The sequence below is a fragment of the Pleionea sp. WD8-19 genome (assembly GCF_055326765.1).
The window spans coordinates 21317-45099 of record NZ_JBUZOU010000017.1 but is presented as its reverse complement, the minus strand read 5'-3'; the positions used below and the strand labels follow the sequence as shown (position 1 = coordinate 45099).

Annotated in this window: 24 protein-coding genes; 11 read left to right on the top strand and 13 right to left on the bottom strand. The window is 42.5% G+C overall.

Annotated features, from left to right (window positions below; all coding sequences use genetic code 11):
* Positions 1-120 precede the first annotated feature (120 nt).
* A complete protein-coding gene (locus ACTUJY_RS17080) occupies positions 121-558 on the top strand; it encodes a cupin domain-containing protein (protein WP_463617337.1) in 438 nt (145 codons plus the stop codon).
* 144 nt (positions 559-702) lie between these two features.
* Here ACTUJY_RS17080 and ACTUJY_RS17075 read toward each other — a convergent pair whose 3' ends face one another.
* Positions 703-1683 (bottom strand): DJ-1/PfpI family protein, encoded by a 981-nt coding sequence (locus ACTUJY_RS17075; protein WP_463617336.1) that lies wholly within the window; start codon positions 1681-1683, stop codon positions 703-705.
* Between the two features lie 62 nt (positions 1684-1745).
* The gene (locus ACTUJY_RS17070; protein WP_463617335.1) at positions 1746-2702 is read right to left on the bottom strand and encodes a GlxA family transcriptional regulator; all 957 of its coding nucleotides are present in this window, start codon (positions 2700-2702) and stop codon (positions 1746-1748) included.
* A 504-nt stretch (positions 2703-3206) separates the two neighbouring features.
* Here ACTUJY_RS17070 and ACTUJY_RS17065 point away from each other — a divergent pair.
* Positions 3207-4295 (top strand): M35 family metalloendopeptidase, encoded by a 1089-nt coding sequence (locus tag ACTUJY_RS17065; RefSeq protein WP_463617334.1) that lies wholly within the window; start codon positions 3207-3209, stop codon positions 4293-4295.
* Between the two features lie 104 nt (positions 4296-4399).
* Here the strand turns inward: ACTUJY_RS17065 and ACTUJY_RS17060 are convergent, their stop codons facing one another.
* Both ACTUJY_RS17060 and ACTUJY_RS17055 read right to left on the bottom strand, forming a co-directional pair.
* Positions 4400-5308 carry a hypothetical protein gene (locus tag ACTUJY_RS17060; protein ID WP_463617333.1) on the bottom strand — a complete coding sequence of 303 codons (909 nt, stop codon included), beginning with the start codon at positions 5306-5308 and terminating at the stop codon, positions 4400-4402.
* A 189-nt stretch (positions 5309-5497) separates the two neighbouring features.
* Positions 5498-6112 carry a DUF6933 domain-containing protein gene (locus ACTUJY_RS17055; protein ID WP_463617332.1) on the bottom strand — a complete coding sequence of 205 codons (615 nt, stop codon included), beginning with the start codon at positions 6110-6112 and terminating at the stop codon, positions 5498-5500.
* A gap of 91 nt (positions 6113-6203) precedes the next feature.
* Between ACTUJY_RS17055 and ACTUJY_RS17050 the strand changes: the two genes are divergently transcribed.
* Complete coding sequence (locus tag ACTUJY_RS17050; RefSeq protein WP_463617331.1) at positions 6204-6542, top strand: DoxX family protein; 339 nt, start codon at positions 6204-6206, stop codon at positions 6540-6542.
* A gap of 165 nt (positions 6543-6707) precedes the next feature.
* On the opposite strand, the gene ACTUJY_RS17045 is transcribed toward ACTUJY_RS17050, so the two are convergent.
* From ACTUJY_RS17045 to ACTUJY_RS17025, 5 genes are all read right to left on the bottom strand, one after another.
* A complete protein-coding gene (locus tag ACTUJY_RS17045) occupies positions 6708-9668 on the bottom strand; it encodes a hypothetical protein (protein ID WP_463617330.1) in 2961 nt (986 codons plus the stop codon).
* Between the two features lie 143 nt (positions 9669-9811).
* On the bottom strand, positions 9812-10729 hold the full coding sequence (locus ACTUJY_RS17040) for a tetratricopeptide repeat protein (protein WP_463617329.1): 918 nt from the start codon (positions 10727-10729) through the stop codon (positions 9812-9814).
* Entirely contained in the window at positions 10722-11267 is a 546-nt protein-coding gene (locus tag ACTUJY_RS17035; RefSeq protein ID WP_463617328.1) for a hypothetical protein, read from the bottom strand. The genes ACTUJY_RS17040 and ACTUJY_RS17035 overlap by 8 nt, the downstream gene beginning before the upstream one ends.
* Positions 11268-11694: 427 nt before the next feature.
* Entirely contained in the window at positions 11695-12132 is a 438-nt protein-coding gene (locus tag ACTUJY_RS17030; protein ID WP_463617327.1) for a GFA family protein, read from the bottom strand.
* 9 nt (positions 12133-12141) lie between these two features.
* The gene (locus ACTUJY_RS17025) at positions 12142-12885 is read right to left on the bottom strand and encodes a class I SAM-dependent methyltransferase (RefSeq protein WP_463617326.1); all 744 of its coding nucleotides are present in this window, start codon (positions 12883-12885) and stop codon (positions 12142-12144) included.
* 640 nt (positions 12886-13525) lie between these two features.
* Here ACTUJY_RS17025 and ACTUJY_RS17020 point away from each other — a divergent pair.
* Positions 13526-14260: an RNA methyltransferase gene (locus ACTUJY_RS17020; RefSeq protein ID WP_463617325.1), complete on the top strand. Its 735-nt coding sequence runs from the start codon at positions 13526-13528 to the stop codon at positions 14258-14260.
* Between the two features lie 37 nt (positions 14261-14297).
* On the opposite strand, the gene ACTUJY_RS17015 is transcribed toward ACTUJY_RS17020, so the two are convergent.
* Positions 14298-14783: a hypothetical protein gene (locus tag ACTUJY_RS17015; RefSeq protein WP_463617324.1), complete on the bottom strand. Its 486-nt coding sequence runs from the start codon at positions 14781-14783 to the stop codon at positions 14298-14300.
* 48 nt (positions 14784-14831) lie between these two features.
* Positions 14832-15440, bottom strand: coding sequence for a glutathione S-transferase (locus ACTUJY_RS17010; RefSeq protein ID WP_463617323.1), 609 nt, complete (start codon positions 15438-15440; stop codon positions 14832-14834).
* 304 nt (positions 15441-15744) lie between these two features.
* Between ACTUJY_RS17010 and ACTUJY_RS17005 the strand changes: the two genes are divergently transcribed.
* Together ACTUJY_RS17005 and ACTUJY_RS17000 are read left to right on the top strand one after the other, a co-directional pair.
* On the top strand, positions 15745-16335 hold the full coding sequence (locus ACTUJY_RS17005; protein ID WP_463617322.1) for a hypothetical protein: 591 nt from the start codon (positions 15745-15747) through the stop codon (positions 16333-16335).
* 80 nt (positions 16336-16415) lie between these two features.
* Positions 16416-16925, top strand: coding sequence for a TlpA family protein disulfide reductase (locus ACTUJY_RS17000; protein WP_463617321.1), 510 nt, complete (start codon positions 16416-16418; stop codon positions 16923-16925).
* Positions 16926-17042: 117 nt separating this feature from the next.
* Here ACTUJY_RS17000 and ACTUJY_RS16995 read toward each other — a convergent pair whose 3' ends face one another.
* Positions 17043-17831 carry an SPOR domain-containing protein gene (locus ACTUJY_RS16995; RefSeq protein ID WP_463617320.1) on the bottom strand — a complete coding sequence of 263 codons (789 nt, stop codon included), beginning with the start codon at positions 17829-17831 and terminating at the stop codon, positions 17043-17045.
* 356 nt (positions 17832-18187) lie between these two features.
* On the opposite strand from ACTUJY_RS16995, the gene ACTUJY_RS16990 reads away from it, so the two are divergent.
* From ACTUJY_RS16990 to ACTUJY_RS16980, 3 genes are all read left to right on the top strand, one after another.
* Entirely contained in the window at positions 18188-19726 is a 1539-nt protein-coding gene (locus tag ACTUJY_RS16990; RefSeq protein ID WP_463617319.1) for a hypothetical protein, read from the top strand.
* A gap of 51 nt (positions 19727-19777) precedes the next feature.
* A complete protein-coding gene (locus tag ACTUJY_RS16985; RefSeq protein WP_463617318.1) occupies positions 19778-20446 on the top strand; it encodes a VWA domain-containing protein in 669 nt (222 codons plus the stop codon).
* Between the two features lie 194 nt (positions 20447-20640).
* The gene (locus ACTUJY_RS16980) at positions 20641-20889 is read left to right on the top strand and encodes a hypothetical protein (protein WP_463617317.1); all 249 of its coding nucleotides are present in this window, start codon (positions 20641-20643) and stop codon (positions 20887-20889) included.
* 218 nt (positions 20890-21107) lie between these two features.
* On the opposite strand, the gene ACTUJY_RS16975 is transcribed toward ACTUJY_RS16980, so the two are convergent.
* Positions 21108-21488 (bottom strand): MmcQ/YjbR family DNA-binding protein, encoded by a 381-nt coding sequence (locus tag ACTUJY_RS16975; protein ID WP_463617316.1) that lies wholly within the window; start codon positions 21486-21488, stop codon positions 21108-21110.
* A gap of 73 nt (positions 21489-21561) precedes the next feature.
* Between ACTUJY_RS16975 and ACTUJY_RS16970 the strand changes: the two genes are divergently transcribed.
* Both ACTUJY_RS16970 and ACTUJY_RS16965 read left to right on the top strand, forming a co-directional pair.
* A complete protein-coding gene (locus ACTUJY_RS16970) occupies positions 21562-22872 on the top strand; it encodes an amino acid permease (protein ID WP_463617315.1) in 1311 nt (436 codons plus the stop codon).
* Positions 22869-23750, top strand: coding sequence for a dimethylarginine dimethylaminohydrolase family protein (locus ACTUJY_RS16965; protein WP_463617314.1), 882 nt, complete (start codon positions 22869-22871; stop codon positions 23748-23750). The genes ACTUJY_RS16970 and ACTUJY_RS16965 overlap by 4 nt, the downstream gene beginning before the upstream one ends.
* The last annotated feature ends 33 nt before the right edge of the window (positions 23751-23783 follow it).

The following is a 23783-nucleotide window of genomic DNA, read 5'->3' as shown; positions in this document are numbered from 1 at the left end:
GCAACGCCTTGCTATTTCAATAGTCGGATAGTTTTCTTTTTGCTAACCAATTGACATCGACACTAACAAATTTATGTTCTAACACTTATAAAACGCAATCCGTATTTTAGGTGTACTACCATGAGTTACAGCTCCAAAGATTTCGCAAAAACCACCCAAAACTTACAAGTTCAACTGCCGGAAAAACTCATCCACAAAAACGTGTGTACCAATGGTGAAAACTCGAAATTCAGTGAACAACGAAAACACCCCGTTTTTATTGTTGATGTGGATTCAAAAACCATGAGCATGACCATTGGCGGATTAGCACCGAATCAAAAAACGAATAAACACCGCCATACTTATGAATCCATTATCTATATACAACAAGGAAAAGGTGTCACAGTCATTGAAGATAAAGAAGTCACTTGGGAAAAGGGCGATGCCATTTATATTCCCGTTTGGGCCTGGCATTCACATCACAACCTGAGTGAAGAAGACTGTATTTATATTGCCTGTGAAAACACTCCCTTACTTCAACATTTAGGCGTAGCGATAAGAGAGGAAAGCGAAGAATAACACTGACATCGCTATTTCATTTTTGAGTAAAATTACGATTTGCTATTAACCTGCATTTAAGTCAATAAAATTCTGAAATGACAGGTTAACTTAACTGTGACATATTTCTGAATAATGAATTAAGTACTCTAACTAACCTCCGTATCAACGCCTTTTTAACCAAACTTGCATCGTTACTTCACTCTTGTTATCCAATGGCTTATTCTCTACGCGAAGAGACCATTTACTATTGTTTTTAATGGAATACCAACTAAGCGACTCGTTGTGATCCGACTGCCATTCACTCAATTCCTTAAACTGTCGCATTAACTCCGCTCTTAAAGATTCAGAGGTTGGCGTTTTACTATCACTCGAAACCACCCGATAAACTTCATACCAAGAATTCTCATCGCCATAAGCATATTCACGGTTAAACGTCATCGTATCCGGTAAAGGTAATTTAAACCTGGGCATCATGCGATCCGCCATTTTTCCACGAACAAATCCATTATCGGGTTGCCAGTCGTACTCAATATGCATCGCGATTGTTCGTGCCGCTTCAACGCCACGGTACTTAGCCACCAAGTGTAAAGCGGCATCAATTCCTGAAGATAATCCTGCAGAAGTAATAATTTTTCCATTATCCACAAAACGTTGGTCACGAATCACTTGGGTATTCGGGTATTTGGCTTCGAAAGCGTTTAGAGCTTTAAAAAAAGTGGTTGCTTTTTGATCGTTTAACAGCCCGGCTTCAGCCAATATGAATGAGCCGGTACAAACCGATAATAACGACTTGGCCGACTTGTTTTGTAAAGCGATCCAATTCAATGTTTTCTTGTCGTAAGCATTGCTTTGATGACCGCCTGGCACTAAAAGCACATCAAACGGAGGAGAGTTATCGTACGAAAAATCGGGCGTTACCCTCATGTTCATCGCCGTCTTGATCGCCTGCCCCTTTGCCGATACGGTTTTTACATTAAATCTCGCTTGCCCAAACACTTCCCAAGGCCCGGTAAAGTCGATGATTTGTACACCGTCATAAAGCAAAATACCCACTTTGACTTCTTGCTCGGGTTTACCGGTTGCATGCAGCGCAATACTGATAATCACCGAAAAAGCTAATGCAAAAGATTGTAAGTACCTCATAAATTATTTCCTTGTATTGTTGAATACCAATGTAACGTATAAATCAGCTTGAAACGTTACGATCATTGAAAGCGATGGCGATATTCCTGTGGTGCTACGCCAAATCGTTTTTTAAATACTCGTCGAAAAATATCAGATTGACTAAAACCCAATTGCTCCGAAATTTGCTCGACTTGCATTTTGGTGCTATCGAGTAAATCTCGTGCGCGTTCCAGCTTAAGTTGCTCAAGGTAAACTTTGGGTGACAATTTAAACTGCTGTTGAAAGACACGTCGAAAATGCCGCTCACTCATAGCAACGTGTTCAGCCATTTCCACTACAGTGATTGGAAGATGTAAATTATCAAGCAACCACTCTTGCAACATTGCAAACCGTTTATCGGACGATTGAACCGTAAGTGGTGTTGCGTATTGCGACTGATCACCACTGCGTCTGAGATAAACCACCAAATCACGCGCAACCGCTTGTGCTGCCAACGTGCCCAGCTCCTGCTCAATTAACCAAAGCGACAAGTCAATGCCTGCCGTTAATCCACCGGAGCTGCAAAACTTGCCTTCAGAGACAAAGAGAGGGTTCGCGTCAAAAAGAACGTTTGGAAAGCGTTGTTTTAAATCATCGATAAATCGCCAATGTGAGCAACAACGCCTCCCATCAATTAAGCCCGTCGCAGCAAGCAGATAGGCTCCGGTACAAATCGAGATCACACGCTCAACATTGGCGATTGCTTCGCTGAGTTGCTTAAGAAAAGCCGGTCGCTCAATCAGCATACGTGAACCGGCTCCTCCAGGAATCACTAACCAATCCAAATGTTCGACTTCTTTTAAGGTTGAATCGGCAATCCAACGCATGCCAGACTCTGTCTGAAGCGACTTTTTGGCTGCGGATAGAGTGATCAATTCAAATGCCGGTTCACGCCCTTGCAACTTTAACCATTGATTCGAGGTGTCAAAGGCATCCATGGGTCCGGCAATGTCCAACGCTTGAACCTGTTCAAAAAGCAAAAATCCGATGCGTTTCATGACGTCTCCAACAAAATTTGATACAGAATAAAGGAATAAACCAATGTCCGATATGACATCAATACGACCTTTTCGGCCCTCGCTAAAAGAATACCCTAAAATTCAGTTGTAGGAAGGATTTTTCGAGTTGCCTTTAACCAGCAATACTTCGCTGTCATTTGAACGGACTCTTAAAAGTGGTAAGACATGTCGTTTTTAGGACAACAGGAGGACTATACAAGATTCACGATATCAATCGAACTCAATGCTAACTCGATTCTTTAACGACGAAACTTGGCCGTCTAGATTGGAAATTAATGCGTTAAACCGAAACCAGCAGCTAACAACTGTTACAAATGCAAATCTAGACAGGCATTTTGAGATGTCGTTTTTTGATGAAAACTTGATGCGCAGCAAAAACAAAATTTATTGATCAATTGTTAATCAAAGACCACGCTCATAAAGTCCTCGTATTGAGCGGTTGCGAAGATGTCGAAAATACATCAACAATGAGGAATGATCTCAATGAAAAAAATACTAACGCTTCTCTATCTAATTGGCTTTTCTCTACTCAGCTTTGCCAAAGTTAACGATGGATTCGAAGTCAAACTCAGTGTCGACAAATCTCAATCCACAAACGCGGAAGACATTTTTGTCAAAGTCGTTGTACATAACCGCAGTAACGAAGCTCAAAAAATATTGAAATGGTATTTACCCGATGCCAATGGCAATATTGAGGAAGGTATTTTCACCATTAACCGTGATGGTGAGCCCGTGCATTACCTCGGCGCTCATTACAAACGTCCGGCAGCAACCGATACCGACTATATTACTTTCCGGAAAAATGAACGCAGAGCGTATCGTGTTGAACTTACCCGCGTTTATGATTTTTCAGAAGCCGGAAATTACCAAATTGATTTTAACGCCGAAAACTTCGAGCTATTCGGAATATCATCGGCTCCAGGACAATCAAAAGGGGGTAAGGGTAAACCACACTTTACCGAGCTAAAAAGCCCATCGTCTGTCTTTATTTATTTAAAGTCCAGTCGAAAAGGAAAACCTTGTAACCCACGCAAAGAAGATTGCAGTGGCGGTGGTGGAGATGAAGACGTCAGTTTTACTGGCGGATGCTCTAACTCAGAGCAAAACTCCGTGATGTCGGCGCTGAGTGCGGCAAAAAATATGGCTAATGATTCCGTAAGCTATTTGAACGGCTCAGCCGGTGAGCGTTATACCACTTGGTTTGGTAGCTATTCTTCCAGCCGTTGGAATACTGTCGCTAATAACTTTGATGCAATAAAAGATGCGCTCGACAATAAGCCAAAAGTTTTCGACTGCAGCTGCAATCAAAACTATTACGCTTACGTGTATCCATCACAGCCCTATAAAATTTACTTATGCCGCGTTTTCTGGCAAACCAGTACGACAGGAACTGACTCAAAAGCGGGAACGATTATTCATGAAATGAGTCATTTTAATGTTGTCGCAGGTACCGACGACTATGTTTACGGTCAAACGGGTGCTAAAAATCTGGCGCTTTCGGACCCAGGTAAAGCCATTAGAAATGCCGATAATCATGAGTATTTTGCTGAGAACACACCCAGTTTAGACTGACAAATTGACAGACTTTTTAGCCGATGGTAAATAATCCATCGGCTATCCGTTTAGAACATGAAAATTTAGAGAACAAAATAATCCTGCCGAGCATCAAGTTCAATCTATCGGTTTTCATATAAATATTCGGCCGCAGCCCGGCCCATTTTCCGATAATCATGTCCAATGCCTTTTACAACTTCCATTCGCCAATTAAGTGGAACACCTAATTGCTTCGCTGTTGCTTCTGCAGCACGATAAAAATATTGACCACGAGCAATTCGACTCATCCCTTGTTTATTAATGGTTGAGTTTTTAACTAGATGCCCTCGTGTTTCAAACTCGTTGTCCAGTTCACCTAAAAACAATATTAGATTTGAAGACAAACTGTCTTTAATTGCAGGCCTGGTAAGCTCTATATTCTTTAGGCCGTAAGGAAAAGGTTCATCAAAGTCAGGTACGGTATACCATCCGGCATTAGCCGCCAGTATTCGATCTGCTTTATTATTAGGGGAAAATAACGCAAACCGATGTAGAATCTGTCCACCAGCTGAATGGCCGAATAGATCATACTTTTTAGCCGAGATTCCAAATGAACGTACCACTGTATCAAAAAGTCGATCAAAATCACTAAAAATCCATTCATTGGGATCCTTTACTATTGTAAAGCTTTCTATAGCGGATTTTTCGGCGTTGATTTTTACATGACTTATCATTCGTGCGAGATTGTAATTCCAAAACCGCGGATATGTTTTTTCAGAATAGCTAGGAGATAAAATTAATACATTGTAAGTTTCGGCTGCGGTTATCCAGGAATCTCGATAATTCCAAGCATTGCGTCCAGCGCCGGGAATAACGATAAGTACACGAGTATCCTTTGTGATACGCTCTGGTTTGTAAAAGTAGACTTCAATTTCAGATCGTTGATTTCCACCTTCAAACACAAAACTTCCAACTTCACCGCCGCTCGATAAATCTCGCGCTACAGTGGCAAACGACATCAAAATAAACACTAAAATTACGGTAAACTTCACTTTAATTCCTAAGCCATCAACTTATTGAGTTCTTTCAATATACTGGAAACGCGCTTAGTCCGGTATGACATACACACCTCTTTTTCGGACCAAAACAGTGTCAGACTCCATCGACGCACAAAGCACTTGTAAAACAAAGTCAGTTATTTCAAAAAGTGAGTAATTGAGAGCTCTACGTCTAAACAGCGCTCAACGATAATCATTCAAACTTATTACATTGGTATTCGCATCGGCATGTTTAGCCGAGGCTACATCGAGTAATCCTATCATGGCTTTAATTGGCCAAATACAATCCTTTTGCCCTTTTATGGTACACGAGCGTTTTGAAAGCCAGGCGGAAGTGCTGTAGCTTCCCAGCTCGGAGACTTTTGTATAGTCGTACTGCAACATGCATTCTAGATCACGCTTCATTTGATTCATGGTGCCTTGCACGGATCGGTCGCATTGACTGTCAAACTGTAACGGTTGCAGGTGTCTCACTGCTGTATCAAGCTCAGTTTGATTAGCCTCGACTTTAAGCAGCGTATTGATTAACGCATCCTGAAAGTAAAAATTTAATCGGGCTAATTCGGGTTGCGTTAAACAAGGAAGAAACAGTGCAAAACGCGTTTTATCGTGAACAAAAATTAAACATTGGCGACGTTGAATCGTCCAGATATTGGCATGCCAATGATCAAGCAAGCTCGACTCGCCTTCCTCCAGAGGTTCCACCAACGCGCCGGGGGTCTTTTCTCTTGGTAATAACCCGTCATTATCGACGGGCAGTTTGGCTAACAGTTTTTGAGTTGCATGTACTAAAATCACACAAATCCTGCTTTTGAATGGTGTATGATTTATTAAATCTATCTTATCCAATGAGATCACACAAGCCAGTCGAAATAAAAAGGGAAGCCGAATGAAACTTCTTATTTACCTCGTCGCGACAATTTTCATCGCATCGGGCACCGCTAAATTGTTCGGCATGAATTTTGAGGTACAAGCTTTTGAACGTTGGGGTTATTCTCTAACCTTTATGTATTTTACGGGTATTGTCGAAGTATTGGGAGGCTTGGCAATCGCAATAAATTTTTTGAGAAAGTATGCAGCTGTTGGTGTTTCATTACTCATGGTGGGGGCCATAGCTACCCACGCTCGCTTTGGCGAGTGGCCGATGTTGATTGTTGCAACCATCATATTCTTATTATGTGTTACTGCAACGATTTACTTATGGCGAACCGAAACTAAAAGCCAATAGCACGCGTAGGAAAGGTTGTACCCCATTTTTTGAAAGCAACCAAAGATGGGGTGCGCACAACTTCACCCATCCGACACAATTTAATCTCGCTTACTCACAATAAATGCTCGAAACGAAACTCGAATTCGTACGCTCGAATGAATCCAATTTCATTGCTCTGCAAATTTAAACCAACAAATAGTTTTGGCTTCGATTATTCTTACGCACAATCAACTGCGCCACCATTAATGGTTTATCACCCCCAATAATATCGGCAATGATCCTGAGAAACGCCAGAGTACGCCAGGTTAACGACTCATCAAATAATCCCGCTATCGGCCCTTTTACCGATACCATGGAATCTATATGATCGTTTAAGTCATCACACAAACTTTCCAGTTGAGTAATTAATGGATTATTGTCTAACGAATCCAGCGAAGCTTGTTTTAAGGTGAGCGCTAATTGCCCAATCTGACTCAATTCGTGCGCTAATTGCCTGAAAGCATCAGCGCATCGGTACACATTGAGAGTCAACTTCATGACGCGGGCCACATCAGAAGAGGCAATCATACTGCTGTTGCTTACCGGAATCACAATGTTTTGATTATTGTGATTACTGAACTCCAGTAAAGCATCTTTTAATCGTCGCTCCTTACCCATTAATTCTATAAATTGAACCTTATCATTTGTTTTGGTATAGGCATTCACCATGCCTAAAAACAGTTGTCGTTGCGCCGATCGATAAAAAGCGGTATCGAAAAAACTGTCGCATGCCAAGGCAAAAGCTTGCGGTTGTGTCAACGTTGATAATGTCGTATAAAAACTGGACGGAATTATAAGGTTGGCCTGTAATACAGCAGAACCACTGCCACCGCTTTTCTCGCTGTACAAAGCCAGCGCCCGCTCCGTTGTTCCCGCAGCAAGTAAACGCCCGTTTCCACCTTGTTCCAAGCTGAGTAAAAACTCTTTGAGTTCTTCCTTTTTTAGGTTGTTATCGTCCAAAGAAATTGCCGCACCGCCATGAGTTGGCAAACCGCCTTGAACGGTGGCTTTTAAAATATTGGCCGAATTGAAAATACTGATTTTGCGAACTTCACCTAAAGCACCGGTTTCCTCTTCTTGCGTTGCTGTCATTTTTGCAAATGTAAGTCGACCGCTGTCGTCCATAGAGACATCCACTTCCGCAATGCTGCGATTGATACGGTAAAGTTCAAACTTCGGTAAACTGATCCCCAGCTTAAATTGAGTCACTTGCTTACTCCAGCGTTCAAACTCTCCCTCTAATGAAACCAAAACAGGAGAAGATTGTTCTCTCAATTCTTTAGCTAACGCAAAGGCTTGACCTACTTGCCCCAACATTATGCATTGATAGATTTTTGCCGCTTGGGCATTGTTTTCGTCTGCGTTAAGTCGAACCGTAAGCAAAGAGGACTGCTTTTGATTACGTTGCTTACTGTAGCTGAACTGCATCGCCAACTGAAACTCCGCAGCCTGCTCTGCACCTTTAATCAATTTTTGACGCAACGACTGGTACTCGGACAATAACTCTTCGACCTTATCAACGATCACTTGTTGCTTTTGATTGATATTATTCACCAGCTCGTCGACTTTGGCGCCAACAAAAGCTAAGGGTTGCAGCCATTGCGAAATCGCTTCCTCGGTTCGACTACTCAGTGCACTCACTTTGGCTTCAATCGTCTGCGTTAAAGATTGGCGTTTACTCTCAACAAGCTCATTGGCAGCGCGTTTCAACCTGGGTAACAAAAAGCTTTCTATTGCAGGAGGCAAGGAAAGTTGCGTTAATGTTTCTTCTAACGCTTGGTCCACATCTGTTGCACTGTCGTCAACCCAGGCAATCGCTTTGCTTTGCCACTCAGTGAATGACTGCTCGATTTTACCGGTCATTAATTGCGTAAAATCTTCCGCACTTTCATTGCCCACGGTAACTTGAATGAGTTGCTTCCAGGCGTCATTGTCATCGTTAAATTCATTGAGTGCTTCCATGAGTTTTTCTCGCAAATCACTGCCAATATCACTCCATTGACTCAAATCATCCAACCAGGATTGCTCAAAGGGTAAGTAATGTTCAACAAGACTTTTACCAATGGCATCTAAACCTTTCACTTTAACGGTAGCACCAAGAGCTAGCGCCTTAAGCTGCTGTTGGTCGGAGGCTGACTGAACACCGATTTCAATCACTTGCTCGCTTTTTCTTTCAACATAAGCCGTAAAATTGCCATTCGAGAGCAGTTGATACTCTGCTGATGCGCCTAACGATACATTCGCATTAACGCTAAAGTTTTGATCGCTGACATTCACATTGGTGATCGATGAAACATCAGTTCCCGTTCCCAACTTACCGGAAAATATCACGCCATTTTGGCGGTGCGAAACCACTCGGCGTAATCCAGCGTAGTCATTATTGCTGTTACTTAAAGGTGAGGCTAAAGTCGAAAGCGTGTGTGACCAGCTGTAAAACTGACACTGATTGTCGCGTAAATTTTTCAAGCTCTGAGCGGTCGCAGACAACATGGAATAACTGCCGTCATACTGAAATATATAATTCACTTCAGTTTGAATTGATCGAGATGCGCTCACATCGACGGTCAATGCTGAAACCGCTCCGCTGACATTACCGCCTATGTTGGTGTCCACTTCAAACCCATACGCCAGGCTATAGTCCATTTCTGGCATGGTGGTTTTAAACGCCATTAAAGTGTCAGCGCTGTTTTGAACATTGACGGTGAGCTCTGCCGACGCACCAGCATTCAAGTGAACGGGTAATCCTTCAATAACGTACGAACGATTGATTGACTTATCCAACGACCAACTGCGTTTTTGCAAATGTGTGCTGGCGTATCGCTTTAAATCCGGCACACTAAATTGCCCGTTTTGATACCCAATTCCCCAGGATTCCAATCGTTTCAATTGAGTTTGGAATTTCCGTTTTATTGCAGAATCGATCAACATGGTCGAAAGTTCCTGAAAGAGCTCCGTGTACCCATCAATTTCGCTGCGATCACCGCGAATCACCGGCGCTATTAAAGACAACACTTTACTGGGTTCCAAATCGTACTTTTTACACTGCTCGTTAATAAAATCTAACAAGTGGAATTCGGGTAAAAGACTGAAGTTATTGAGTGACATAAAAAAGGCTCCATTTAAAAAACATTTGAAAGCACGTAACGCTACTCTCGACCTAGAAAAACGAAAAACATTCGAGTAAAACGCTTATGATTACGACAACCATAAAGCTAACCTTTCTGTAACAACGAAAGGTTATTTGCGTTTTACATAGGGTTTAACTGTATTTGCGCTCTTGTTAACTTAAGTTCATGGTGAGCACACTCCTTCTGACTCGGCGGCCAAAACTCGGTAAGTAATACCTGTTTACCGCCAGCGCTAAGAAACAACCGGTGACTGTTTTTCAACACCAGCTCATTCGGCAAAAAGTGAGCTTTACCATCAACAGGAATTTTACCTTGTTCAATGGTCTGCTGATTCGTTCCTTGTAATATCAATTGCGCATAGGGTTCATCGGCCACCCAAAAAACAAACGTTGGCTGTTTTTGTACATATTCGCAAGCCGACACTTTTTCGGTGTTAACCGGTTGCATTTGACCTGGCAGTATTTTTAAGTTTTTGATTAATTCAATATTGGTTTGTGCCAGTCTGCTTGAGTACTTTTCACTGGCTTCTCGTAATACAGGCAACGCTTTCTCATAGTTGCCACTCGCCATGTAGAGAGAGCCTAGATTATTGAGAACCTTAATATAGCTGCTGTTTGGAAGTTGCTCTTTATGTGATAGAGCCAGTACAAAATTTTGTTCTGCTTCCTTATAGTTGCCATTTTTTAATTGCACGTATCCTAAAGCATTAAACAAAGTCGCATCGTTTATAGAGCCATCTTGCTCACGAATTTTAGCCGCCTGCTCTAATTCTTTAATGGCTTCGGGGTATTTCTGTTGTTGATAATACGCCAACCCTTTCTGATAATAAGCCCGATAATAATCCGGTCGCTGTTGCGTTATGTTATTCAGTTCTTCAATTGCCGTATTAAAGTCGCTGGACTGCTTCATGTCCTTCTTTACATCTTCTAGCTTTGTGCTCAATTCTTCCGGAATATCTTTCTGAAATTTATCCGTTGCGCAGACGGAGTTCACACTCATTAATAAAAGCAGAATACAAAGTGGATACAGGTTATACATCGTCAATACCTCCTTCATTGGGTGCGGTTTCCTTTTCTATAACAGTTTGCATACCCAAAATCATTTGTTGCTGCGCAACGATTTCTTTTACTAATGGTGAAACAATGAGTCGAAACGCTTCCGGGTGTTTGGCTGTCGTCGAAACTTCTCCCCTGTCATCAAATGCCAGTTCCGCTTTTTCCGTTAAGCTTTTACGAATTGTCGGACGCTCAATACCATCCGGCATAATGCTAGGATCCAATAAAAAAGTGACTTGGTGCGGGTGTTCTTCATGAGAACTTTGCATGGACAAACGCACAATTTCCAAGCTTCCTCCCACCAATAGAAAACCAATCGCCATGTATACAAACTTTTCAGCAGACTGCAATTTCAGCTTCAAAGCATTAAACATGACTTCGGTAAAGTGTTCATCCACCTGTGTTTCAACCAAAGGTTTGCGCAGTTTGTAACCCATATAGAGAAATGCAGCGGCAACGCCATGAAAGCCAAGTTGAATAAGGCGGATAAAGAGTTCGTCCATTGTTGTTCCATCTAACATATTAAACCTCCAATGATTTTTCCGTACTGGTATTGCAAGATGTTTATCGCTTGTCTTTTTATCTTGAAAACACCTGGTTAACGATCACAAATATTGCTCTTTACTCACTTAAAACGCACAAACACTAATGCAATTGCAACTCGAGATTATTGTGAATAATAGAGCAACAAATCCCCTACTTGTATTCAAGCAAGCATTTGATCAAAGTCAATAAGTAAAATGCCTTTTCTGTTTTAAGCCATTCGACTTATCATTGCAAATGTACTCATTTGAGATATCGGCTAATCAAGTCAGTGAAATACTCGCCTAATAGGAGTTCGATTATCCCCAGTTTCCGTGAGTAAGCTTGTGGATAAAAGGATCAAGGCCGTTAATGAAGCCGCGTTGAGAAAATCGGTGAAAAACTGTCTAGACAATTTTTATTCATTCAATCGCTATTGACGTTAAGTGTTGACCAAATGGTTTTCCAACGAGCGACTTTGTCTTCTCCAGACAATAATTTTGGTGACACAATTTCAGCATCTGAAAATTTGGCATAGTCCGATAATAAAGTCGCGTTAACCGCTCCAATTGTTTCATTGTTAAGCGCGACGGATACAGCGACCACTTGTTTACACTGAGAGCAAGTCAGAAACTCCGCCTGATTTGATCCCTGCCGTTGCTTTTGCAACGGTGTAGCACTTGTGATTTTAATGACTCCATCGGGATGAGAAAGGTATTGAATGTTTCGTGAGGTACAAAAGTCGCAGTCGCAAGCTCTGGGTACGCAGAACTTGGGCGACAGTGGCAGACTTATTTGGAGTTGTACTTTTCCGCAAAAGCAACTCCCCGTATAAACCCAATGTTTGGAAGAAGAGCTGCTCATGTTTCCCACTCATCCGACTGGTTTTGTCGCAATTAAATTGATTAACGTTTCTTCGCGATCTTCGGGTGGTTTAATTCCGAACCAATTTTCCATGATGCCCAAATCTTCCCGGCTCCACCATAAAAAAGGGTAAGAAACCTGTTCATCGGGTACGTGAAAGCCCGCGTTTCGAATCAGTGCTAAATACTCTTCTGCTGTTTTTTGCACTTTCATGGGGTGGCGAAAAAACAGGCGAATGATCCACGAGTGAATGTATCGTTTTGTCGACTCTGCAAAAAGTAGAACGCCTCCCGGCTTAAGCACACGAAAGTACTCTTGAATGGCTTCTTCCTGATAAATAAGGTGATGAAACGTTTGATGGCAAAATAGCATGTCGACCGACTCATCCGGCAAGGTTAAGCTCGAATTTGAACAACGAATAAACTCCACATGATTGAATCCTTCTCGCTTAGCTTCTTGAGCACTGTGATCAAGCATTTCCTGCTCAATATCGATAGCGATCAGTTTAGTGGGTGTAAACCGGTCATTCAGCTTTTTAAGCGAACGACCGAAACCACACCCTACGTCAGCAACCACGGGGTAATGCTTGGAATCCTCGGGCAATAACCGGCTTAAATCATTCAACGCCACCTCGAGCACAAAATGAGTCCAGGTTTTGCTGCGTAAAAACCACTTTCCAATTAAGGTTTCCGGTACATGCGCTTCTGTTAATGCCGAACTCATCGCCTGCTTCGGTTTTCCATTGCTGTTCATAAACGAGGGGGGTCCTCAATGACCGTATGAGAGTTTAGGTAGTCCGTGATTTTAACGCCTACTTCGGTACCAGCAAAGTAAGTAATGCTCAGTTTTCATTGTCTCTGGGTGGTTGTCGATAAACGATATGAAGAAAGGCACAAATGGATAAAAGCAGGCCCGGTATTCACCGGGCCAATAGGGAAGGTTTCAAGTACACTAATCGGCGAGGTTGTTCCAGTCTGCAATCCGCGCCAATACCAATTTCATCAGTCAGTCCCACAAACAAAATCGGCAAGTGATTGTTATTATTTTCCTGCCCGGTAGCCTATCAAAAACCGGACGCCAAAACTTTATCCCTGTTGAGTATTTGTGAATAGTATAAATGCGACGTCCTTTCTTCAGAAACCGACAATTTCAACCTTCTAAAAGCGACTGAGCGAAACTGGCGATTTTTACATCAAGAACTTTCCCCAGATTCCCTGAATAATCCTGTGGATAAATGGCGCAACCGCAATGGACAGTAGGGTTCTCGGAATGAGTTATTTTTTAGCTAGCTAAATTTTGCGCTGCGCGATTACCGTCCAACACCTTCCGTTGCTTTGGGTATTTTTCAGTATGCTAAAATGCCGAACTCATCAATCATCAGTTAGGAATTGTAATGTCGCCGTTAGCGTCTATTCGAATCGTATTATTACAAACCTACCATCCCGGAAATATTGGAGCCGTTGCACGCGCAATGAAAACCATGGGACTCAATGAACTCTATTTGGTAAACCCAAGACAATTCCCCGACGACGAAGCCACCAGCCGAGCCGCTGGAGCCGTTGATGTGCTGGATCACGCGAAAGTAGTGAGCTCGATGGAACAAGCCATTGCAGACTGCACACAAGTCTTTGCAACCACGGCGCGCCAGCAACGCGCCTATGGTCGTCCTAAAAACACCTGCGAACAGGCTGCAAGTTGGATTAAAAATCACCCCAATGAAAAAGTCGCGCTGGTGTTCGGTAGGGAGCGCATGGGTATGACAACCGAAGATATCAACCTCTGCCAGCAGATCCTTTATATACCCGGCAACCCGGAATACGATGTGCTCAATATGGCCTCTGCGGTACAAATTGTGTGCTATGAGCTGTTTAAGCAAATGGGTTCGCATCGACTTGAGTCATCATCCATGGATGAAAGTGAGTTTGCCTCACAGGAAGATATTAACCGCTTTTACAAACATTTGCAGTCGTCACTCGAAGCCTCAGGCTTTATTCAAACCCAATACCCAAGCGAAACTATGCTGCGATTAAGGCACTTATTCAGTCGCGCGAAGCCTACTGCCAAAGAAATCAGCATGTTGCGTGGGGTGTTAAACTCCTTGACGAAACATAAAAACAAAAACGCCTGATAACTGGCGTTTCATCAACCGAAGCGCATCCACCGACTCACCCGACGGAGGTTGCGACAACGCTTGCCAAAATACCAAATAAAAATATGACACCTAACAAAATCATATAGATCAACGTCACTATGCCAACAAACCGCCAAAAAGACTTTTGATAGCGCAAAGCCTCTGCAATATCGACGCTTTGGCGCGACTTGTTCGCACGAGCAATAGCGCTAGCGTATTTGTGTAAAAACAAGCTCGGAAAAAACATAAGCAACGCAATCAGCAAATACGCGACTCCCATTCCCACCGCAAAACCAGCTCCATAAGCGGAATCTGGTATGCCCGCTAAGGCCAACATCGATGAAAAGCCGATTATCATGGCAATGGCAAACAACGCAGTGAAGCCGGTCATTATAAATCCCATAATAGAGCAAATACGAACCCAGAGTTTACTCGCGACCAGAGGCTCCAAGAGTGCGCTTATATCGGATTCCGATGGATCAAGATTTGAGTTAGGTGGTGAGTAGTGCTCCTCAGACATAGGTAACTCCTGTTTAGTGATTCATTGCTTCAATCAAGCAATGAGCCTTTAAGAATAATGTTTGGCCACTGCTGGTACTTGCATAATCCGCTGACAATGTTCGTTCAGCTTAGGAGCAATTTCAGCCACCAGGTTGGTAGGAATATGATCGAGCACTCCGGAGTTTAACCCCATAACCCACACAAATACTTTTAAATCAGCAATGGTCAATCGGTTTTCAACAAAAAATTCGCCGCCCTGTTTTTCCAGTTTCGATTGAGCCCACTGCAAATTATGGGTGATGTAATCGTGTATCAGTTTTTCTCGAGCGGTCTTTAACTCTTCACCTTCTAAACCAAAGGTTGACACCAACCGAAATGTTAAATCTTCAACCGCTTCTAAAATTTCATCACACAATAAAGCGTGATAGTTATCGGTTGGATACAGCCCTGCCAGCTTTGCAACGTATCGGTTAATCGCATTGCATTGGGTGATTTGCTGTCCATCTATTTCCAAAACAGGCACTTGCTTTAATGGCGTTCGCTTACGAACTTCTGCAAATTGGTTTAAAGGAAATCGATCATCTTCGTACTCAATTCCGGCGATTTCCAATGCCAATCGAGCCGGTTCGGCTCGACCACCTTTAAAATCGAAATAAGTGAGTTTCAGCTTTGCCATGATTGTTCCTTGTTAGTACTGAACTCCCTAAAAAGTAGAACAATGTACAATCTAATACAATAATTAAAACTCTCCATTCATCAAGTTATCATTTGTATACTTTAGTTTTTTATGCTGAAAATTTAAGCTTATTTTAATTAAGCAGCCTAATCACTGCTCTTCATTAGTATTTATTTTGTTAGATAACATCATGCCACTGAGCTGCCAGGTCGAATCATTTTACTCAATATGAAACATGGCCAACATTCAAAATTCAAACCTTACATGGTATTCTTGCTCCATCATCTCAAACCGGACATTTGCCATGAAACAACGCTGCACAGGGTGTAAACGAGACATTTCTTGGGGAGAAAAAGATTGTCCATTCTGCGGCTCTTCGCAGAGTATTGTTCGCCGCTACTTGTCAACAGTATTTTCCATGTTATTGCTCACGGGAGTAGCAGCTTGGGGCGCTCACTTCTACTCAAACAATGCCATTGAGCAAGCACAACAAGCCTTCACTGAACAAAATCAGGAACAAATAAACCAAGCCAATCAACGTATTGCAGTATTATCGTCACAATTGCAAGAGCTTCAGCAACAACTAAAAACAGCAGAAAATCAAATCCAACAAGCGGAGCAGCAAAGCTCTTCAGCCTCTTCGAAAGCCGAATCCCAAGTCCTCGAACTCAAACAAAAATTATCGGCAGCGGAAGCAGAAGCTCAAAAACAAGAAGGCCGAGCAAGCTGGTTGGGGCGAGAAAATGTTCGGCTTAAAAACGAACTCAATACACTTCAGCAAAAAGTCACTCAACTCGAAACCATCCAAACGCCCACAACGCCTACCGAAGAGACCGTTGTTACTCCACCCGCCGATACGGCTCAATCGGAAACAGACGGCAACCAGGACGATTGATACCGCATTTCCCTGAACATCAAAGGCTGATAAAATAGCGCACTGCAATTCATTGATCCCTTGATCGAAGGACTTAGACTGTGAAAAAGAAACTTTTACTATTAACCGTTATTACCAGCGCTCTGCTTACGGGATGCAGCACTCACCAAACACAAGCAACCCAGACCAAACTGGAGTACCTAACGTACGTAAAAGCCGGGCAAGTGATGCCACTGACACAGGTGACAACCATAGAAGGTAACGAGCTGGACCTGACGGTACCGAGCAAACGCAAACTGGTGATTTTATTTGCTACCTGGTGTTCGGATTCACAACGTGCTATGGACGCCCTCCATGCTTCCGATATTATCAACGAAGACGATCTTGAAATTGTGGGTATCGCTCGCGAAGAAGACATCGAAACCGTCGAGAAGTTCAAGCAAGAACGTGACATTAAAATTAAGTTGGTTGCTGACAGCGATCGCAGTATTTACAAACAATTCGCCAATGCCGGCATTCCACGCTTTATTATGGTCGGAAAAGACAACAAAATCATCAACGCGGTTATAGCCGAAGGTGAAAACCAATTGGATCTGATTCACTGGCAATAAACGTTTAACTTATCTTACAATTTAATCGCTCTTCAACCTCGCCGTACTTTTCTTCATGTATAGCGCGAGCTGATCACTGGGGAGCGATGACTCCAGCCTGAATACCCATTGATAGATTTACAAAGTTGCCAACCATTCCGACGTTGAATATAAAGTAGCTTCCGCGACAAAAGCATCGTCTTGCGTTGCTTTCTTGTAACCATTAACCAATTCTCGAGCTTGCATTTTATTTTCGGCGCTTCCAACAACCACTGAATAATGCGTCAAACGATTGTTATCAACCTTAGGCATAATGGTATATACAAACTGGTTGTCTTTGGATCGAGTCCATGTTGCAGCTCTATCGAAAGTACTGAATGATGCGACTTGAACCCAAAATCGTTTATCGCCTTTACCATGATTTGTGAGTACAACCTCACTGTGTTTTGAATCACTTTCAGCGTTAGAGTGTTGCACAGTGAAGTCCGTTGTAGAGTTATCGGTAACTTCTGAAGTGATACTCGCTTGCGGATCAAGATCCGTCATATCATCCAACGGTTTTGTTTTTTGTCGTTCATTTATTTTTCGCGCACTTTTCAGCTGTGCTACTTGACGATTTTCTACCTTACATTTTTCAGAATGGATATTATCATTTCGCTTGTCAGTCAAAAAAGCTTCTGATGATGGATTAGTGGAACTCACTTGCGTGATCTTTGATATTCTTTCGAGAGAAGAAACCAGTGTCATGTGCTGTTCCATTTGAGATTGACCAATAAAATAACCAATCAAAAGACACAAGCCCGAAAGAACTAACCCAGTGAGAATCAGTGTATAAAGTTCTTTTTTGGTTAAAAAGAGCGGAGTATTCTGAGAATGTTTTCCTTTCTCAAAATACGATCGTTGATATTGGTTGATATGCCTGGCCATGACGGTCTCCTGGCTTTAAACATGAGTGCCTGAATCACCTAGCTAATAATCAATAATCGGGCCAAATTATATTACTTCTTGTTTTTCAATAAGTTAGGAACCAACAACGTTCCGAAGTTGCCACGGCCGTATTGGCCGCCAAGAGATTGACGGTGCTGATTCGTATCCAACAAGTTGTATTCCATCGTCAAACTTGCTTTGCAAGCGTTATCTCTCAAGGCAATACTTGATCGGTGTCACACTTTTAAATTTTCGCCTTTAAATTTTTCTTCGCAGAAAAAATTCTCACCGATTTTTCACCGGCGTTTCGCATACTGACTCCATCAAAAATTTACCACTCGATTTGGAGGTGGACTATGTCAAACGAACTTATCTACTTATGGTCAGAAAACTTGACGTTATCGGTAGTTGCCTGGTTTTTTCTGAGTGTTCTGGTGCTTTATCTGGGACGAAAACAGGCACACCAAGTATTTCAAAGCTCGGGGCGCGCCGTTTTCAGCAGCTTACGTTTGTGGGCATTTACGTTGCAAAAACTCGAAAGTAAATTGGCAAAGCGCAATCGTGAAATTTTACTGGCAGAGGGCGCTCGCGCGACCGAAAAAGCCATTGAACGAGAATTCGAAAGAGTCAACAACCTAGTACAACGCGATTTAAGCCAATACCCGAGTTTGCATCGCGAAATTGTTGAAACCATCGAAAAAATAGAAACCGATTATCAAAATTCATCGGACGTGACACCGTTACCACCAGCGTGGGGAGAGGTAGTGGAAACCATTTCCAATTTGCCAAATAACGGTGACTCTACAGTAAATAAAATTCTTCAGAACATTAAAAAGGCCGTAGAAGACTCACACCAACAAACGTTGAAAGCCTACAAAAAGGCAGCGGCTGATCGACACGGCTTATTGGCAGCGATGCAACCTGACTGGCGCAAGCTGAATAACAAAATGGAAGCGGTAAACGAAAAAATCACTGGGCTTGATGAGCGAACCAAAACCATTGATAGCCAAATGCAACGTTATCAGGATATTCGTAACGAAACCGATTCTGCTGTCAGCTCTTTGGGTTCCTCAGCATTAACGCAATTTTTCATCTCAGGACTTGTACTCGTTGTCGCGATTATGGGTGGACTGATCAATTTCCAGTTAATCGCTATGCCCATGTCCGAAATGGTGGGAGGAACCAGTTACATTGGCGAAATGAAAACATCGGATATCGCAGCGCTGGTGATCATTTTAATTGAAATAGCAATGGGTGTGTTTTTACTGGAATCGCTGCGAATTACGCACCTTTTTCCGATGATTGGCAGCATGGATGATCGCATGCGTCGCCGCATGATGCTCATCAGTTTCACCATCCTGTTTATTTTGGCGGGTATTGAAGCATCGTTAGCTTACATGCGTGATTTGTTGGCATTGGATCGAGAAGCTTTGCAACAATCATTAACAGGCATAGGCACCACAACAACCAACGCAGAATTTCGCTGGATACCTTCAATTGGCCAAATGACCATGGGATTTCTTCTACCCTTTGCGTTAGCGTTTATTGCGATACCTTTGGAGTCGTTCATCCACTCTTTCAGAACGGTATTGGGTGTTTTGGCGATCGGTTTACTGCGTGCAACTCGTGTTGTATTACGCATGACGGGAGGCGTATTCAATCACCTGTGTAAGGTACTTGTCAGTATTTATGACCTGATCATTATGCTTCCGTTACGTATTGAAGCGTTGGTTCAAGCTCAATGGGTAAATAAAAACGACGCTCACTCAAGCATGGAAAGCGCCAAAGCTCGAACGTCTAAGTCCATTAAAACACCAGAAGGTCGCAAGTCACGGCGTAAAAAAAGCGAGTATCTGGAAGAGACTTATTTAATGGACAACACTTTGGCCGATTAACCGAAACAACTTAATTCGACTCGCCAAACGGTGAGTCAGGAGGTACACAGTATGAATCGAATTCAATTTCTAATCACCGTTTTTCTAACTCTTTGTGTGGCTTTGTTACTCTCGGGTTGTGGTAAAGCACAACCTAAAAATCGCGCGGTGTATTTTTTAATAGATACATCGGGCACCTACACCGAAGAAATAAATAAAGCTCAAGCCATCATGAACTATTTACTGGCTACGCTTGACAGCGGAGACTCCATAGCGATGGCGCAAATCGATAGCGGCAGCTTCAGTGAGAAAGATATCATTGCGAAAATGACTTTTGACAGTCGACCCAGCACCGCGAACGATCAAAAGCGTTTATTTAAGCACCATGTGGATAGTTTCGTAAATAACTTGCAACGCGGTAGTGCTAACACCGATATCACAGGAGGTGTTTTACAAGCCGCCGATTATGTCAACGAAACCGGAGCCGGAGAAAAATACATTTTAATTTTTTCCGACCTGGAAGAAGACTTACAAAAGGGGCATATTCGTGACTTTCCGATTGATGTCAGCAACATCGATGTTGTGGCGCTTAATGTCACCAAATTACGCCGTGACAATATTGATCCACGCGATTACAAGCAACGCCTCGATAACTGGCAAGAAAGAATTGAAAACGGTGGCGGCCATTGGCGAGTTTTAAACGATCTTGAGCGACTCGACAAACTCATCACCAAACGTTAGGGGTAACGTTCCTTTTAAACGAGCAGAGTGATATATCCCACTTAGGCAATATATCACTCTTTTTTTATGAGATATTCACCTTTTCACAACGTGACATCACAAAATACTCCTTTTCTCATTGAAGACCGCCCATTAACGATTATGCTTTTTAGGGATGTTTTTTTCTTAGGGTTATATCAAAGTGAGGGCAGATTATGAGCGAGTCAAAAATTGCTGTTGCCGCATCAAGTGTCGCACAATCCATGGTTTCAGAAGTACTGGTGGGTCAAGACTACGAAGCACTACCTCTGGAAGACTTAGTAATGAAAGCTTGTGAAATGGATGAAACCAAGTCGTACTTCAAAAAGCAAGGTATTGATCTTGATGATGACAATATTCAACTCGAAGTATTATGTGAATTTCAAAAAGCTTTAACCGAAGAAGTCATCAAACAAGCGAGTTAGTATCGATTCTACCTCATTAATATAAAATAAATACAATTGTTAAGAATTGTAAGTACCAACATTCGTGCCTAAACCGGTACGTTTGTTTTGGTATGGTTTTGCCATGTTGGCATAAAATCACATTCCGTTGACGACATAAAATCACTTCGTATTAAAATGAAAGTCACACACGCAAACGGATTATGCTCGATTATCAACGATGCAAAAGTCACATCCCTTCAGCCATAAATTTCTGCTTGACTATAATGCAGCTCCAATTGCATTCGTACATTTTTCTTAAGCCCTTTCACCACGAGTGCATAGGAGTTATCGATCATTCTTGTTATTTCTTTTTTCGGCAAGCTGCCATTCAATATAATGGTATTCCAATGTTTTTTATTCATATGATACCCAGGAATCACGGCTTCAAATAAGTGCCGAAGCATTAAAGCCTCTTCTGGATCACACTTTAAGTTCATTCGACCTTCGCCATCTTCAGTGGCTAATGTTGCAAACATTTTGTCTTTCACTTTAAAGACAGAAACATCCGGACCAAATGGAAAATCTTCTATCGCTCCGGGTTTAGACAATAAATACTGTTTGGTTTGCTGGTAATTCATAAGTAATTTTCAACTCAAAATTTCCATTGATCTCAAGGTTAACAAAGGGCAAACTGAAACGAAAGGAGATTCTATGACCAATCAGAATAAAAACAAAGCGTTGTTTGGTTTGCCGATTACCACATCGCTGGTTGTCGGCACCATGATTGGCTCCGGTATTTTCTTATTGCCTGCTTCACTTGCTCGTTTTGGTTCGGTTGGCCTTCTTGGCTGGTTATTTTCCGCAATCGGTGCGTTGGCCTTGGCGTGGGTATTCGCGAAGCTAAGTCAATGGCGTCCAGGTCTTGGCGGACCTTACCACTATACGAGAGTTGGCGTCGGAGAGTTTCCTGCATTTCTCGTTGCCTGGGGCTATTGGATCTCGATTTGGACAGGAAACGCAGCCATAGCCGTTGCAGCGGTTTCCTACAGCCATCAATTTTTTCCACAGCTCGCCGAAACCGATGGCGCCTCTTTAATGCTTGCGTTATTTTTTGTTGCCTTGTTTGCAGCCATAAACATACGCGGTGTACGTGAGGCCGGCGTTGTTCAATTGATTACCACTTTATTAAAAGCGGTGCCTTTAATTTTATTTGGGATTTGTGGTTTATTTTTTGTCGAATGGCAACACTTCACCTTTTCAGCACCTGAAAATCAAAACGACTTTCCTGTCATGGCAGCAGCCGCTCTTTGGCTATGGGCTTTTTTAGGCATTGAGTCAGCGAGCATTCCAAGCGATAACATTAGACAACCCTCAATCACAATCCCACGAGCCACTTTATTAGGTGTCGGTATTGTCGCGATCATTTATTTGTTAGGTTTTATTGTGGTTTACGGTGTGATTGCTCCTGAACAGCTAGCCCAGTCGAATGCTCCATTTGCTGATGCGGCCACACACATGTGGGGAAGTTGGTCTGGAAATATGATGGCTTTCGTGGCACTCATTAGTACGCTTGGCGCTTTAAATGGGTTAACCTTACTGGGCGGGCAAATGCCAATGGCTGCGGCACGCGACAAGCTCTTTCCCTCTCTTTTTGCCAAACAAAATAAACAACTATCACCTGCCTGGGGAATCAGCGTTTCTGCATTACTCACATCGATACTTGTATACTCTAATTTTAGTGAAAACCTTTTACACGTATTTAACTTTTCTATTTTATTGTCTACCACAGCAATTCTAGTCGCTTATCTCTTTTGTTCTGCAGCCGCGTTTCGCATGCAAACAACTCGAAAAGAACGCGCAAAACAATTTTCACTGTTCATTTTTACACTCGCATTTTTATTTTCCATTTGGGCAGTAGCCGGCGCAGGAAAAGATGCCGTATACTGGGGTTTTATTCTTATGATGTCCGGTTTACCCATTTACACTTTTTTAAAAATTAAACAGGATCAACAAACAACATGAACACAACATTTCAGTCCGATGTCGGCAAGATCAAACGAATATTAATCAAACATGCAAAAGATGCATTTCGCGATGACAGCCAAATTATTCACGAGTGGAAAACCTTAAATTTTCTTGACAAGCCTAATCGTGAAAATGCCATTCGCGAATACGACGCCTTTGTTGAACTGTTAGCAAGCTTTGGTATGGATATTGAATTTCTCCCAGCTGAAGAATCAACCACGCTAGATTCACTCTATCCTCGAGATAACGCGTTAGCCACAGACAATGGCATGATACTTTGCACTATGGGTAAGGAAAATCGATTGATGGAACCGGCATTCCACAAACCTGTGTACGAGGCATTAAATATCCCCATTGCCGCAGAAATTACGGCACCTGGCTCTGTTGAAGGGGGAGACGTTACCTGGCTAAAAAATAACACATTGGCGGTTGCTAATGGATACCGTACGAATCCACAAGGAATTGCACAACTGCGTGAAATCACTCGTGATATCGTTGATAACTTCATCGAAGTGCCATTGCCCCACTTTAGAGGACCGAGTGACGTATTCCATCTTATGTCAATCATTAGTCCAATCGCCGACGATATCGCAGCGGTTTATTCACCATTAATGCCTGTACCCTTTCGTAATTATTTGCTCGATGCTGGGTATCGATTGATTGAAGTACCCGAAGAAGAGTACGACAGCCAAGGTGTGAATATTTTAGCCGTAGCGCCCGGTGTTTGTGTTGCGGTAGAAGGTAACAAAATAACGCATAAGCGATTATTGGATGCGGGCGTTGAAGTTCATACATTCAGTGGCAAAGACATTTGCGAAAAAGGATGTGGAGGCCCAACCTGTTTAACACGTCCTTTGGAAAGAGAGCGTCATTAATCCCCTTAAACTCATCATTTAAATGACAAACGT